The organism is Chryseobacterium sp. KLBC 52 (assembly GCF_003347605.1).
Lineage (GTDB): Bacteria > Bacteroidota > Bacteroidia > Flavobacteriales > Weeksellaceae > Chryseobacterium.
Map to the genome: position 1 here is coordinate 311021 of NZ_QDFZ01000001.1, position 13957 is coordinate 324977.

At 37.8% G+C, this 13957-nt stretch carries 12 protein-coding genes; 2 read left to right on the forward strand and 10 right to left on the reverse strand.

The window, feature by feature from the left end:
• Positions 1–88: 88 nt before the first annotated feature.
• The gene (locus DDF69_RS01420; protein WP_114819201.1) at positions 89–517 is read left to right on the forward strand and encodes a DUF3592 domain-containing protein; all 429 of its coding nucleotides are present in this window, start codon (positions 89–91) and stop codon (positions 515–517) included.
• Positions 518–560: 43 nt separating this feature from the next.
• Here DDF69_RS01420 and DDF69_RS01425 read toward each other — a convergent pair whose 3' ends face one another.
• The 7 genes from DDF69_RS01425 to egtD form a co-directional block, all read right to left on the reverse strand.
• A complete protein-coding gene (locus DDF69_RS01425) occupies positions 561–1457 on the reverse strand; it encodes a cyclase family protein (protein WP_114819202.1) in 897 nt (298 codons plus the stop codon).
• 33 nt (positions 1458–1490) lie between these two features.
• On the reverse strand, positions 1491–2099 hold the full coding sequence (locus tag DDF69_RS01430) for a Crp/Fnr family transcriptional regulator (RefSeq protein WP_114819203.1): 609 nt from the start codon (positions 2097–2099) through the stop codon (positions 1491–1493).
• 82 nt (positions 2100–2181) lie between these two features.
• Positions 2182–2727, reverse strand: a complete 546-nt coding sequence (locus DDF69_RS01435) for a hypothetical protein (protein WP_114819253.1) — start codon at positions 2725–2727, stop codon at positions 2182–2184.
• A 61-nt stretch (positions 2728–2788) separates the two neighbouring features.
• The gene (locus tag DDF69_RS01440) at positions 2789–4354 is read right to left on the reverse strand and encodes an ABC transporter permease/substrate-binding protein (protein ID WP_114819204.1); all 1566 of its coding nucleotides are present in this window, start codon (positions 4352–4354) and stop codon (positions 2789–2791) included.
• A complete protein-coding gene (locus DDF69_RS01445) occupies positions 4351–5271 on the reverse strand; it encodes an ABC transporter ATP-binding protein (protein WP_114819205.1) in 921 nt (306 codons plus the stop codon). The genes DDF69_RS01440 and DDF69_RS01445 overlap by 4 nt, the downstream gene beginning before the upstream one ends.
• Positions 5272–5281: 10 nt before the next feature.
• On the reverse strand, positions 5282–6454 hold the full coding sequence (gene egtB, locus DDF69_RS01450; protein ID WP_114819206.1) for an ergothioneine biosynthesis protein EgtB: 1173 nt from the start codon (positions 6452–6454) through the stop codon (positions 5282–5284).
• A gap of 88 nt (positions 6455–6542) precedes the next feature.
• A complete protein-coding gene (egtD, locus tag DDF69_RS01455) occupies positions 6543–7526 on the reverse strand; it encodes an L-histidine N(alpha)-methyltransferase (protein WP_114819207.1) in 984 nt (327 codons plus the stop codon).
• A gap of 322 nt (positions 7527–7848) precedes the next feature.
• On the opposite strand from egtD, the gene DDF69_RS01460 reads away from it, so the two are divergent.
• Positions 7849–8898, forward strand: a complete 1050-nt coding sequence (locus DDF69_RS01460) for an alpha/beta fold hydrolase (protein WP_114819208.1) — start codon at positions 7849–7851, stop codon at positions 8896–8898.
• Between the two features lie 68 nt (positions 8899–8966).
• Here DDF69_RS01460 and DDF69_RS01465 read toward each other — a convergent pair whose 3' ends face one another.
• From DDF69_RS01465 to DDF69_RS01475, 3 genes are all read right to left on the reverse strand, one after another.
• Positions 8967–10109 carry a 1-acyl-sn-glycerol-3-phosphate acyltransferase gene (locus DDF69_RS01465; protein ID WP_114819209.1) on the reverse strand — a complete coding sequence of 381 codons (1143 nt, stop codon included), beginning with the start codon at positions 10107–10109 and terminating at the stop codon, positions 8967–8969.
• Positions 10110–10467: 358 nt separating this feature from the next.
• A complete protein-coding gene (locus DDF69_RS01470) occupies positions 10468–12330 on the reverse strand; it encodes a DUF262 domain-containing protein (RefSeq protein ID WP_114819210.1) in 1863 nt (620 codons plus the stop codon).
• A complete protein-coding gene (locus DDF69_RS01475) occupies positions 12330–13751 on the reverse strand; it encodes a DUF262 domain-containing protein (RefSeq protein WP_228411902.1) in 1422 nt (473 codons plus the stop codon). Before DDF69_RS01475 ends, DDF69_RS01470 begins: the two co-directional genes overlap by 1 nt.
• Positions 13752–13957: the final 206 nt, after the last annotated feature.

Here is a 13957-nt window from a genome sequence, read left to right on the forward strand (position 1 = left end):
GCCTATGCAATAAAAATCTTTGTATATTCGGGGTATCAATCTGGAAATAAATACAATAGGTCTGTATTTGTTTCCATGATACTTTATTATGGACAGAAAAAAAACGAAAGCTATGTGGCAATATTATATCATCCTTGCAGCAGGAATCATTCTGTTTGCAGCAGCAGTGGTGAGCTTCAGAAGTACTCTTTCATTCTTAAAAAAAGCAGAAAAGGCAACGGCAACCGTTACCTCATTAAGAGAATATGAATCAGAGGGAACCGTATTCAGTCCTGTCTTTACCTTCCGGTCGCAAAATAATATGGAACATACTTTTGAACTGGCGGAAGGAACCAATCCCTCAGCATGGGCCGTTGGGGAAACAGAGACTGTGATCTATGATCCTGAAGATCCTTCCTCAGTAAGTTTATATACCTATTTCAGAATTTTTGCCTGGCCTTTAATTCTGATTTCAATAGCACTGCCATTACTGGTGGTAGGAAGCGGGTATTTTATTGCTGAGCAGTTTTTAAAATAATCTTCGCATCGTCAATTGCCTGGTCTGTTTTCACGGAAACTCTTTATAAGTTTTGTTGTACTGAAGCAAAAGCCCTTACCGGAAAAGTTCCGACTCCTTTGAATTTTGGCGGGGCAGCAGTAAAGGTAAAATTTTCATCAGGAAGCTGATCCAGATGACAAAGGTGCTCCACAATTACTATTTCAGCGCCCAGAAGAATGGTGTGTACCGGCCGGCTTTTGCCTGTGGTATCATCAATGTTATGAGAATCAATCCCGACGAGTTTTACCTGGCAGTCTTTAAGATATTCTGCTGCACTTTGTGTAAGATAAGGATGATTTTCATAATAGGTTTCGGTGTTCCAGTGGCGGTCCCATCCGGTATGAATAAGTACTGCCTTATTTCTGATTTCCCTGTTTCTGAGATATTGATCTGTAATCTCCAATGTCTCCGTATAAGGAATCCGGATTACTACCGCCTCTAATTCAGCCAGTTTGTTCAGTTCTGTTTCAGCGGTATCTTTTCCGTTTTCAAACCTGTGAAAAGGACAGTCTATATAAGTTCCTGTGTTGGTAACCATTTCAATCTTACCAATCTGAAACGAAGTTCCTTCCTCATACCATTTCTGAGATTCCGTTCTGCTGAGATAATCGCAGATATGAGGAGCCGGAAGCCCCTTGTAGGTAATAAGTCCTTCTTCAATCGTATGGCTAAGATCGATCAGCCGTTCTGAAGGAGGATCTTGTTTTGCTATTTTTCTTTTATGAGGCTCGGTAATGATCTGTTTATTCAGAATATCAACTTTACCAGCCATGAGGAGCCGGAGATCATCAATAATATAATCAACCAGTTCCTGGTCTGTAATAGTATCTCCGGTAATATCCAGTCTGAATTCTTCCCCTTTCAGACTTCCTCCGTTGGTAAAATTGACTTCAAAATCAAATTGTACTCTTTTGTCCATTGGTTTATATTTTTTAGACAAAAGTGAAGAAAATCAGATTCTGTTTGCTTGACTTAAATCAATTTGTCTGATTTTTTTACTTCGGATCCTGCTTAAGGTTTCAGGACTCATCCCGAGATAGGAGGCAATATGGAAAAGAGGAATTCTGCTTTCCGAATGTGGAAACTGCTCAAGAAAATAAAGATACCGTTCATAAGAATCATGAAGCAGAAAAGAGCTTTCACGACGACATTTTTTGATAAATTCTCGGGTAAGGATTTCATTCATCAGCTGATACCATTTCTGCTCCTTTAAAAGACGGTCTATCAGCGGTTTGGGAATAATGATCAATTCGGATTCTTCCAGCGTATGAAAGTTGAGGTTGGTTTTTTCACCGGTCAGAAAACTGGTCAGTGCTGTAAAGAAATCATTTTCAAAGAAAAATTCTGTATTGATCTCGCGGTCATCTTTAACATAAAAACTTCTGATGATTCCCTTTTGAAGAAAAAAAAGCCGCTCGACAGTTGAACTTTCTCTGATAACGGAACTATTGCTTTTTACATGAAGAATACTCGCTTCGGCCTGAATCATTTGTTTCTCCTTGTCACTAAGATCAAACAAAGGATATATAGCTGTTTCGAGAAAGTTATTAAGATCTTTCATGGCTATGAAATGTAAGCAGTGAATAGAAATTCCGGATTATAGAATACAGCAGGGATGAGTGAAAAGCATCCCTGTTGTATCTTTATTTTACCTTTTCGAGGAGATATAATTTTGCTCCGGAAAAACCTAATTTAGGCATCAGATTGCCTTCCAGAACCATAGTTTTATTAGTAACATCAATCACAGAAATATAATTGTTGGAATTGTACTCAATATAGTTTTCCTTTTCTTTCGTGGAAGGATTTTTTCCAAATTCCATAGAATATTTTACCCAATCTTCATCCTGTGTGCTGCAATGTACAGGCTTGAATTTGGACCTCTTAGCCTTGAAAACAATCTGGTCAAAACCTTCCGTACATTCCGATGTAAATGAACCGTCAGGATTCTGATCTTTTGAAAAATCCTCAAAAGAACCACGATACACACCTACTACTTTCCACGTACCGTCCACACGGTCTTCATCAATTTTTCCTTTCGCCTTGCTTACGGCCCAGCTGATTCCATTTACAGTTCCTTTTACTGCTTTATAACTTAAGTTTACTGCACCTGATACTACCTTTGTAGCGGTTCTTACCACACATGATTGGAGAACCAATACAACCGAAGCCAGCAATAATATTTTCTTCATTTTGTCAATTTTTTCAGATACGAAGATACTATTTTTGAAAAAACTGATGGATTTCAAAAGACTATTGATCAAAATAATGGGTAAGATCAGATATATTTTTGATATGAAGCTCTTCAGCCTGCTCTCTTCGCATCATCAGAGCATAAGCATTGTTAAACCCCAACGGTTTCAGCCATTGAATCCCATATTGTTTTTCAAATTCCGAATTCACGTACTGATAGGTTGTCTCGGGACTTTTGGAAACGTTTCTGATCGTTTCTGCTGTAGGCTTTAAAAGTACCAGAAGCCCTGTTCCCGTATATTCAGGATAAAAGTCTATGGCATCATTCATTAAGGCATCGAAACATATTTTGGTTCCCCCTAAACCCGTTTTGGTTTCCACTTTATAATCTGTGTATCCTTCAATAAGCATAGTATACATTTCTGCGAGAATATATTGTTCACCAAAGATTTTTGAACCAATTCTCACAGTTCCGGAATTTCTTTTTCCGGGACTTTTATACAGATTATTTCTGATGAGAAAATCTTTTGCAATTTTTTCCGGAGTTTGATGCAGATGATCAGCTCTGTAATTCAGATCCGTCATGATAGAATCATTGAACTTTCCAGCCAGTAGGTTTAAGGTTTTTTCCAATTCCGGTAATTTTTTCAGCGTTTTGGTCTTGATGATGGGAGCGGCATAATAAGGAGGGAATATTTTTTGATCATCATCCAGTACATACAGATCATACGCTTTGATTCTGCCGTCTGTAGAATATCCGCTGATCAGATCCAATTCCTTCTCATAAGCAGCCTTATACATAATTGCATCACTTACCACAAGAGGATTCACATTGAGTCCATAGACCGAGCGAAGCCCGATATCACCATCCTGTCTCCCCATAAATTCCGGTGTAAAACCCGCTTTAATCGTACGGTGTGACCCAAAAAACAGAACATATCCTATTCCCAGAATAATAAGGGTAACAGGAAGAATATATTTCAGCTTTTGAAAGACCCGATACCCCGATTTCTGGATCATGGCAATAACCTGATCCAGAAAAACAGCCAATAATGCCGCCGGAATGGCTCCAGCCAATATCATATTCGTATTATTGAGCGAAATTCCCCCGAAGATAAACTCTCCCAAACCTCCTGCTGCCACAAAAGAGGCCAGAGTAGCCACTCCAACATTAATAACAGCAGCAGTCCTGATACCTGCAATGATAACGGGCATGGCTAAAGGAAGCTTTACCTTAAAAAGAAGCTGGCTTCTGTTCATTCCCATGGCCTTCGCTGCCTCAATGACTGCCGGATCTACTCCAGTAATTCCGGTATAGGTATTCCGGATAATGGGAAGAAGGGCATAGATCAATAAAGCAGCAATGGCGGGCTTCGGACCAATGCCTAAAACAGGAATCATAAATCCCAGCAAGGCAATACTCGGAATAGTCTGTAAAATCCCGGCAATACCCAGCACTGGGCTGGAAAGCTTCTTTTTTCTGGAAATCAGTATTCCTAATGGCACTCCCACAATGATAGCCAAAAGCAGAGACAAAAAGGTAAGCCCAAGATGCTGAATGATCTGGGTGGTTAATTTTTCGTGCTGTTCCGCAATAAATTGCCAAAGACTCTGCTGCTGCGTCATACCATCTGTGATTTTCTATACTGATTAAACGCTCTGACCACTTCTTCATACACTTCAGCGTTTTGGTGATCCGAACTCAATTGCTGTAAAATATCCCATACACTTTTACTACCCATACCGTTGGGTCTGTAGTATACATTTTCTGGTGTAAGAAACGGGCTGATGTGATGTAACGATGTTACTTTATACTCTAATAAAAGACGGTTTTTGGTAAAAAAATCACGCACAAAGTCATTCTCAGGTTGGTAAAGCATTTCTCTGGGAGTACCGGTCTGTACAATTTTTCCCTGATCCATGAGACATATCCGGTGGCCTAGTTCAAAGGCTTCCTGTACATCATGAGTAACCAATATGATGGTTTTGCTTTTAAGTTCTTCCAGCGATTTAAATTCCGAATGAATATCAGCCTTGGTAATTGTATCAAGCGCTCCGAAAGGTTCGTCCATCAGCAAAACAGGATTATCTGCAATCAAAGCTCTTGCAATACCTACCCGTTGCTGTTGTCCGCCGCTTAACTCGTGGGGAAACCGGGAAAGTACCTCTTCAGAAAGATGGAGTTTGACCAAAAGCTCATCCGTTTTCCTTTTCGTCTTCTTTTTGTCCCATTTCAATAGCTCAGGAACTACTGCAATATTCTGCTGAATCGTATAATGGGGAAATAACCCCGAATGCTGCATGACAAAACCAATTCCCATTCTCAGTTCCTCAGCCTTCTGATCACGGATATTTTTGCCATCTATGAAAATATTTCCGGAATCTGCTTCTATGAGGCGGTTGATCATCTTAAGTGTGGTTGTTTTTCCACATCCGCTGGTTCCTAAAAGAACAAGAATCTCCTGATCAAGTGCCTGAAAAGAAATTTGATCTACTGCTTTTTTTCCGTTAAAACTTTTTGAAATTGCTTCTACTGTGATCATCGGCAAAAAATTACTGGGCAAGTCTGATTCCTGTGAACTGCCATTTTAAATTAGGCTGAAAAAAATTGCGGTAGGTATTTCTGCTGTGTCCCGGAGGAGTAGCTTCCGAAGCTCCTCTTAAAACCATCTGATTGATCATGAATTTTCCGTTATATTCACCTACAGCTCCTGCTTCTTTCTTAAAATGAGGATAAGGCAGATAAGCAGAATTCGTCCATTCCCAGCGTGTTCCCCAGTCAAAATAATCTGAAGCCGTTTCCCATTCTTCTTCAGTGGGCAGACGCATTCCTTTCCAGGAGGCAAAAGCAGAGGCTTCATAGAAATTGATGTGGCACAATGGGGCATCAGGGTCTATTTCCTGTAAGCCATTGAGGGTATAATACATCCATTTGTTTTCGATATAATGCCAGTACAGGGGAGATTTTGCAGCATTCTGTTTCACCCAGTCCCATCCTTCCGCATGCCAGTGTCTGAAATCTTCATACCCGCCTGCTTTTATAAATTCTAAATATTCACTATTGGTGACAAGCCGGTTGGCAATTTCAAAGTCTGTAAGATATACTTTATGCCTTCCTAATTCATTATCAAAGCAAAATCCATCTTCTTTATATCCAATTTCATAGACTCCTTCAGAAAATTTGAGCATTTCCAGATCTTCGGAGTTGTTTTGTCTGGGTTTTTCTTCTTTTGTATACGCCGGGAAAAGCGGATTATGTCCTAAAATATATTTAATGTCAGTCACTAATAATTCCTGGTGTTGCTGCTCATGGTTCAGCCCCAGTTCCAACAGCGGTTCAAGAGCTTCTGTCAGAAATGAGCTTTCAAGAAAAGCTTCCATATGCTCATCTACATATTTTCGATATTGATACACCTCTGAAACGGAAGGACGGCTGAGGTTTCCGCGGTCAGTCCGGATCACCCTTGCTCCGATGGTCTCATAGTAGCTGTTGAAAACAAAATTATACTGCGGATCAAAAACCTTATAATCCGGAAAATGCGGGGTAAGAATGAAAGTCTCAAAAAACCAGGTGGTATGACCAAGATGCCATTTCGGAGGGCTTACATCTACAATCGGCTGTACTACATAATCCTCTATTTCCAACGGAGCACAGATTTCTTCAGAACGTCTGCGGATGTCCTGATACTTTTTAGTAATATCTTTTGTGATGATCTCTGGTGTCATGTTTTTTAGTTTTAATGATTGAAGTTTAATGAAATAAGGATGTTTTATTTTTTCACTTTTGCAGATTGGCTGTGTATATCATCTCTTTTTATTTTACCTGCCAGATGCTGTCTACAAACCATTTTTTAGCATCTTTGATCTCTCCTGTGATGGTAAAACCTGATTTCTCGCCCAATTCCCTGATCTTTTCAGGAGAGAATTTCTGTGAGATTTCCATGTCGATAAGTTCGTTTTCTTCAAAAGAAATCGTTGTATTATCAATCGTCACATCCTGGCTGATAAGGCTGATCAGAAAACTTCTGCAGGCTCCGGTAACCGGATCATAAGTCTGATAATGCTGAAATTGTTTCACATCAAAATTACCACCCAGTTCATTGTTGATACGGGTCAGAAGATTAAGGTTAAAAGAAGCGGTAATTCCTTCTTTGTCATTATAAGCCTCCAGAATAATGTGTGGATTTTTCTTGAGGTCAAATCCTACCAATACACGATCTTTTGGGGATAGATTGCTATTCAGATGCAGACAGAAGTCTTCAGCTTCTTCAGGAGTCATATTCCCGATATTACTTCCTAAAAATAGAACAACTTTTCTACGGTCCGATAAGGAAGCGGCTTTTTGAAGCATTTCAAAATAATCACCTTCCAGACAGGTAATTTTCATTTCCGGAAGCTGACTGCTTAGTTTTTTGTGGAGTATCGAAAGGATATTTCCTGAGATATCAATCGGCATGTAAGTAAAGTTAATGCCTTTCCTGATCAGCTGTTCAAGTAAGTAGGTCGATTTCATGGCGTCTCCTGCCCCTAATTCAATCAGGTCAAAAGGTTCGTTTCCGGGAATAAGCAGATCAATAAGTTCATCTGTTTTATTTTTGAAAATATCCAGTTCACAACGGGTCAGATAATAGGAAGGCATGGCCATGATTTGCTGAAAAAGATGATCACCTATCTTATCGTAAAAATACTTTGAAGATAATTTTTTAGGAGTATTTTGGAGTCCGTTCAAAACATCTGAACGGAAATGATCAACAGCATTCTTTTCAGTCTTAGATTGTGGGTCTAACTGTACATTCATAAGTCTTATTTTGTGTGGTTTTGTAGAGTATTGCAATTATCCTGCCTTTTACAACATGAAAATTTTTTGCATATTTCTAATTAAATATAAACAATTTTACTTTTAATAGAATGATTATCATGATGTTTTTACAAGATGTGGTACTTTTTTATACCCCGGAAATTCTTTCTTTTGAAATTAAAACAATGAAGAAGAGTAGGGAAGTTGTCCGGTTTAACGGCCGAAAATCAGTATTCAACGTTTAATATGACCTGTTCAAAGTATTTGTTCTTATTCCGATCTCTGCTTTGCCATAATTTTACCATCACAAAACATCACTATTATGAATACTACATTGAATTTCAGTAAAAAAATACAATCCCTTTTATCCCTGTTTATTTTGATGGGAATGGGATTTTTGTCTTTAAAAGCACAGACTTATAACACTGGTGGGAAAGCCCTGGAAAACGTAACCGTTACATCCGCTTTCCAGAATACAAAGCAAATAAAAGCCGGGCTGTTGAACGTTGGATATGCAGAAGTAGGTCCGGCCAATGGAAAACCTGTGATCCTTCTTCATGGATGGCCTTATGATATTCATAGTTTTGAAGAGTCCTCCGCTATACTTGCTGAAAAAGGCTACCGTGTGTTAGTTCCTTATTTAAGAGGCTATGGAACCACTACCTTTGTCTCACCGGATACCAAACGAAATGGTCAGCAGAGTGCTGTTGCATTGGACATCATTGCTTTTATGGATGCCTTGAAAATTGATAAAGCGATCATTGGCGGTTTTGACTGGGGAGCAAGAACCGCAGATATTATGGCAGCCCTGTGGCCTGAACGCTGTACAGGTTTGGTGGCTGTAAGCGGATATTTAATAGGAAGCCCAAAAGCAAACGAAAAACCTCTGCCTCCTAATGCTGAGTTTTTATGGTGGTATCAGTATTACTTTTCAACGGAAAGAGGCTATAAAGGTTACAAAGCAAATACTGCATCATTTAACAAATTGATATGGAAAACGGCTTCTCCAAAATGGGCTTTTGATGACCAGACCTACGAGCGTTCTGCGAAAGCATTCGATAATCCTGATCATGTAGATATCGTAATTCACAATTACCGCTGGCGTCTGGGATTGGCAAAAGGAGAAAAACAATACGATGCACTTGAAGCCAGGCTGGCAAAATCTCCGTCCATTTCGGTCCCAACGGTTACTCTGGAAGGTGATGCCAACGGAGCGGCATTTCCTGCACCGGAAAGTTATGCTTCCAGATTTACAGGTCAATATGCACATCATACTTTAACGGGCGGAATTGGACACAATTTGCCACAGGAAGCTCCAAAAGCATTTGCAGATGCGATCATAGAAGTAGACTCCATGTCGAAATCCAAATAAAAATCTGAAAGAATACAACAAAACCACTGCTCAATAACAGTGGTTTTTTATCTTTATAGTATTCTAAACTAGTTTTTAGATTCTTCCTCAACCTTCAGTTTATTCACCAAAGGATTGGCATACATTGCTAAGAAATACTCTCTGGAAACAGGATCCGATGGATCAATGCGCATTTCAAGTCTGCGGACAAACAACTGTTTTTCCTGTTCCGTATATTCGGAAGCGTACGTATTTGTATTATGAAGCAGATCGTAAGCGATATACTTGGTTGGCCAAAGCTTATAATTACTGATGATAGAACGGTCAATTACCTGTGCAATAGCCTGCAGCTGTTTGTTTTTATTATCAATGGTGGCTGCAATTTCATCCAGTTCTTTATCCAGTACATCACCGGCATGAAGATGAATGCGTTTCTTTTGGCCCAGAATTCCGCTGATAATGTTGGTGAAATCTTCATTTTTTCCTTTGATATATTCCTCATCCCTGTGTTGTGCCAGCAGTTGAGGCATTTTTAAGGAATCTGTTGGATCATACTCATAGGAGATAGAAATCGGAACAATCTTTAATGTTTTAAAATAATCTATTAATGATTGGTCTCCGGCTGCCATGGCAAGCATTTTCAAAACACCTTGCTGGGTAGAATCGTTACCGTTTTTGGTACGGCCTTCACGCTGGGCAATCCATACAGAGCGGTTTTCCTGAAGAAGTAACTCTTTAATATACTCAGACATCGTTTGTGAACTGGTAAGTTGTTCACGAAGTGGCAGGCCTCTTTGTACCAAGAAGTTACGGTTCAGTTTAGCCAATACATTTAAGAAATTCTTACGTACAAGATTATCTCCAATGGCAGAAGCAGTCATTACATAACCGCCTTCCAGCAATACAAGATTAAGCAGTGAAGTATCCAGAACGATATCTCTGTGGTTCGAGATGAAAAGGTAAGAGGTGTTTTTATCCAGCTTATCAAATCCTGAAGTCGTTAAGCCGTCAGAACTTTTTGCAAGGATCTGGCGAACGGCAAAGGCTACAAACTGATGCTGAAAATCACTGATGGAATGAACATTCTTAAACTGTTCCAGCCAAACCTGCTCATCTGTATCAGGAAAAGTAAAATTCATAAAGGCTTTCATCATGGGATCACGGGCAATGCTCTGTAATCTCTCATTCACTTCCTGATCATAGAAATACCGGATTTCATCAAACTTAGACATGCGGTTAGGTAAAAATTAAAACTTTTTGCAAAAGAACGAAAATTTATCGGGGGAGAGGCTATAAAGGGTGTTAAAGTATTATGAAGGGCGTAGGAGTTGGGGCTCGGCAGTACTCTTCTATCTTAGTTTGTAGCAGAAATTCAATAGAAATGGGCTTTAGCCCATTTTAATAAGAAAACATCCCTTTGGCTTTAGCCTAAACTTAGAGGTGTTATATTGAAATTCCTGCGGAATGACAAACGTTGTGGATAGGCTAACCGAATAGTTTGTATGTCTGGAGCAAGTAAGTGGCTATGCACACATACATAAGCGCCCACTTTGTCATTCCACAGGAATCTAAATATTATTATTTGTTTACTTAATCAGCCTGAAGGCCGAGAATATCTACTCTAGCATTCAAAAGTTGAATCACTTCTATTTTATGCTTTGCAATTTCATAATCTTCCCACTTTTTATTTAGATTGGTCAGATCATACATTCTTTTCTGCTTCGGAGGTATTCTCCCATTTTTATAGTACTTGCCGGTTGAACTGGAATCTGCTTTACCTACAGGAGATTCATTATTCATTCTTGAGTTAGAACTTTTGCTTACCAGACACAGATTTCCCAAATTATCCTGAACCGGATTATTAAGAGATTGGGATAAATGATGCTCAACAGAATTACGGTAGGTGAACTTGAAATCAAAGAGAGCAGGTGATTTTACCCAATACAGATAATCAATGAAATTGAATAGAAAATGAGGAACTTTCACGCCCTGATCATAGTTTGACTCATTTATATTTTTTTCAAAATAACTGATAATGAACTGATCAATTACCTCCTGGTATTCGATTGAGGATAATCTGAAGTTTTTTTTATCAGAAAAAAGAAATAAAATGTCCTGTAGCCAGTTTTTATATTTCCTGTTTCTGAAGGTAACTTGCAGTAATGAAATAGACTTTATCAGCCGATCCTGAGAGTCGAATGCGTTTTTATATTTTAAACTATGAGAAATACTGTCTTCACTTTTATGGTATGTATATTTAGATGGTTTTTGAAGAGTCCATTTATAAGAATCTTCCTGATTTTCATCTTCTGAAGACTTTATAATAAACCTGTCGAAAATTGTTCTGTAATATAGCAGATCATTAATAAAATCTTTAGCTTCAATCTTAGCTTTCAGTCCATCATAGACATTAAGCAAATCTTTTTCATTCAGTGGGATTTCTGTTTCGTTACCATTATATGAGTATGTATTATATTTTATCTTAAAAATATGCATTAAAAAGTTGGGGAAGTCTATAATTGAATGATCTTCTCCCGAATCGTCTATATCATTGATATTGATTGAATCTGTTTTTTTTACTGTTTTTTCCAATGCATCATTAATGGAGAACCCCAATGTTTCAATGATTTCTTCTTCTTCTTCTTCTTCTTCTTCTATGAAATCGACAGGATAAATTTCATCGTAATTGTCACCAAAATATTTTAGTCTGTCTCCCGAAGAGAATAATTTTTGAATATGTGTATCCATTTGGGAACATGCATCCCAAATCTTAGAAAATTCATCTTGCTGTTTTTGATAATAATTGCCATCTTCATCTTTCAGGGTTTCCATGAGATAAGATTTTAAAATCTCATGTTTTTTTAACTGTTCACCACGGTTATTCATGATCTCAAAATAGGATGCAACATCTGTTTCCTGAGGAATTTCTACAAGAACAAGAATTACATTTTCAAAAACAAATTTTTTAAAAAGATCAGGACTGTGAATTTCGGAAAGTCTTTTTTCTATCTTTTCATCAGGATTTATAATGCTATTATTCAAAAGATCTACAGCATTGATAAGGTGTGAAACTTTATGGTCAAACGCAATATCTTTGGTTTTGATATTTTTGTAATAAGAATCAAAGAAAGCTTCTACCTCCGGTCTTGATTCATAGAAAAGCTTGGGACTCTTTACTAATCCCAGTATCTTAAGGAGTATAGATAAGGTTGTCAACCTTTGCTGTCCATCTATTACTTCATAAAAGCCATCTTTTCTCTTTAAAACTACGAGACTTCCAATGAAGTAGTTTAGATAAGGATTGATTTCAAATTTTTTAAAATTTTCATACAGATCCTGAAGCAGCTGGGCAATTTCATCTTCAGTCCATGCATAGTTTCTTTGGTATAGAGGAACAATATATTGGTGATTGAATATTTCCTTTAAGTTTTTATTTAAATTTTGATTTCCCATTATGCAAAGCTGTAGTTTTTAAGGTTCACTTTTCTCTCATCTGCAGATTCAAGGCGGATGTTTTGTTCTAAAAAAAATTCGATAACTGTCGTCACATCTTTTTTACAAATTACATTTTTATTCGCCATTTTTTCTAATAGGAACAGATCTGAATATGACTTCGCATGTTCAATGATGTTCAAAATTTCACTTTCAGCTGGATATTTGGCAACACTGTTATATCTTACCTGTTCTTTTTCCAGCCTTAGTCTGTAAACTAGCAGATACAGTGTTTTATGATATTTTTCTATCCCTTCTTCTCCGAATTTATCAAACATTAAGATAATTAGTGATTTATAAAGTTCAAACAGATATTGATCACCATCGCGATGCGAACCGTTATATTTACAGTTTTTCTGTACAAATTTTTTAAACTCTTTCATTTCTTCAAATTCAGGATTAAAGAGCCTTTTATAAATTTCAATATACGTTTCCGTATAATCGAAAAAATCTTTACCATTCACAATATTTTGATTCAGTAAAGAATATGGATTGATGTTTTCGGGTGAAATATTTTTGAATCTTGATTTTACACCGTTTATGGAAACACCCAACGATTTGAAATAATTCTGCATCACATACTGCATCAGTTCCCTGTTTTGATAGGGAAAATCAATCGGATGGTTTTTATTGATAGTAATTCCTTTAAATTCTTTGATATGTTTTTTATCAAAAGCGTAAGCTTCCTCTTTGCGACTCCACACTCTGGTTCTGTACAACTGCTCGTTGATCAGTTGCCTGAGTAAATTTGATATAGTTGCACTTTCTTTATTGGCCTGATATCTAGCAGCTCCTTCCCAAGTTATATCACATGATACTTTTTCTTCAAAAGTATTGCTTTCCATAGCCCGGATGTGATAGGCTTTCAAAAGATTATAGGCTTCCAGCTCCTTTCCACGTCCATTCTGGGAATCAAACATCTGGAATGCTTCTGAAAGATCTGCTACTCTTATTTCTACAAATTCGCAGGCGTTCAGAATATATTTCTTAAAACTGCTTTTCTCATTTCCTATGTTTTCCTGCAGCCATTGATCTATAAAGTACTTGTTCCTGATAATTGCATTCAGTGAATCCGTATGTCTGTACTGTAGAGAATCCATCAATGCAGACCCTGCATTACTTTCCAGAGATTTCAAAATGAGCAATAGGGTGGTAATACGCTGTTGCCCGTCAACGATATGGAGTTGTAAGTCAGTGTTGTTTAAAATAACACTCCCAATCCGGTAAGAACTTTTGCCTTCTTTCCAGCTCTGGGTAATATCTTCTAACAATAGGCGGGTGTTGTCTTCTGTCCAGCGGTAAGGTCTTTGGTAGTTCGGGATGGACATATTGTCTTCCAATATAGAACTCACCTTTCTTATTTCTGCATTTATTTTGCTCAAGGTAGTAGTTTTTTAATCATAAAAACGTAAGAGGTTTCTTCAGGAACAATAATAATAAAAATCTCCAACTTCTGCTTACGGGAAGACGTAATTGTATAGAATAATCACTTCTACAAGTGTCCACAGTTACTTTTTAAATATCTACAACCGGATAGATATGCCTCTGAAACCGGTTATCAATATATCAACAGCCGGTCTTGAAATAA

Excerpts from the sequence above, each read along its gene's own strand:
- DDF69_RS01420 (WP_114819201.1), top strand. The coding sequence starts at position 89 with ATGGACAGAAAAAAAACGAAAGCTATGTGGCAATATTATATCATCCTT.
- DDF69_RS01425 (WP_114819202.1), bottom strand. The coding sequence starts at position 1,457 with ATGGACAAAAGAGTACAATTTGATTTTGAAGTCAATTTTACCAACGGA.
- DDF69_RS01430 (WP_114819203.1), bottom strand. The coding sequence starts at position 2,099 with ATGAAAGATCTTAATAACTTTCTCGAAACAGCTATATATCCTTTGTTT.
- DDF69_RS01435 (WP_114819253.1), bottom strand. The coding sequence starts at position 2,727 with ATGAAGAAAATATTATTGCTGGCTTCGGTTGTATTGGTTCTCCAATCA.
- DDF69_RS01440 (WP_114819204.1), bottom strand. The coding sequence starts at position 4,354 with ATGACGCAGCAGCAGAGTCTTTGGCAATTTATTGCGGAACAGCACGAA.
- DDF69_RS01445 (WP_114819205.1), bottom strand. The coding sequence starts at position 5,271 with ATGATCACAGTAGAAGCAATTTCAAAAAGTTTTAACGGAAAAAAAGCA.
- egtB (WP_114819206.1), bottom strand. The coding sequence starts at position 6,454 with ATGACACCAGAGATCATCACAAAAGATATTACTAAAAAGTATCAGGAC.
- egtD (WP_114819207.1), bottom strand. The coding sequence starts at position 7,526 with ATGAATGTACAGTTAGACCCACAATCTAAGACTGAAAAGAATGCTGTT.
- DDF69_RS01460 (WP_114819208.1), top strand. The coding sequence starts at position 7,849 with ATGAATACTACATTGAATTTCAGTAAAAAAATACAATCCCTTTTATCC.
- DDF69_RS01465 (WP_114819209.1), bottom strand. The coding sequence starts at position 10,109 with ATGTCTAAGTTTGATGAAATCCGGTATTTCTATGATCAGGAAGTGAAT.
- DDF69_RS01470 (WP_114819210.1), bottom strand. The coding sequence starts at position 12,330 with ATGGGAAATCAAAATTTAAATAAAAACTTAAAGGAAATATTCAATCAC.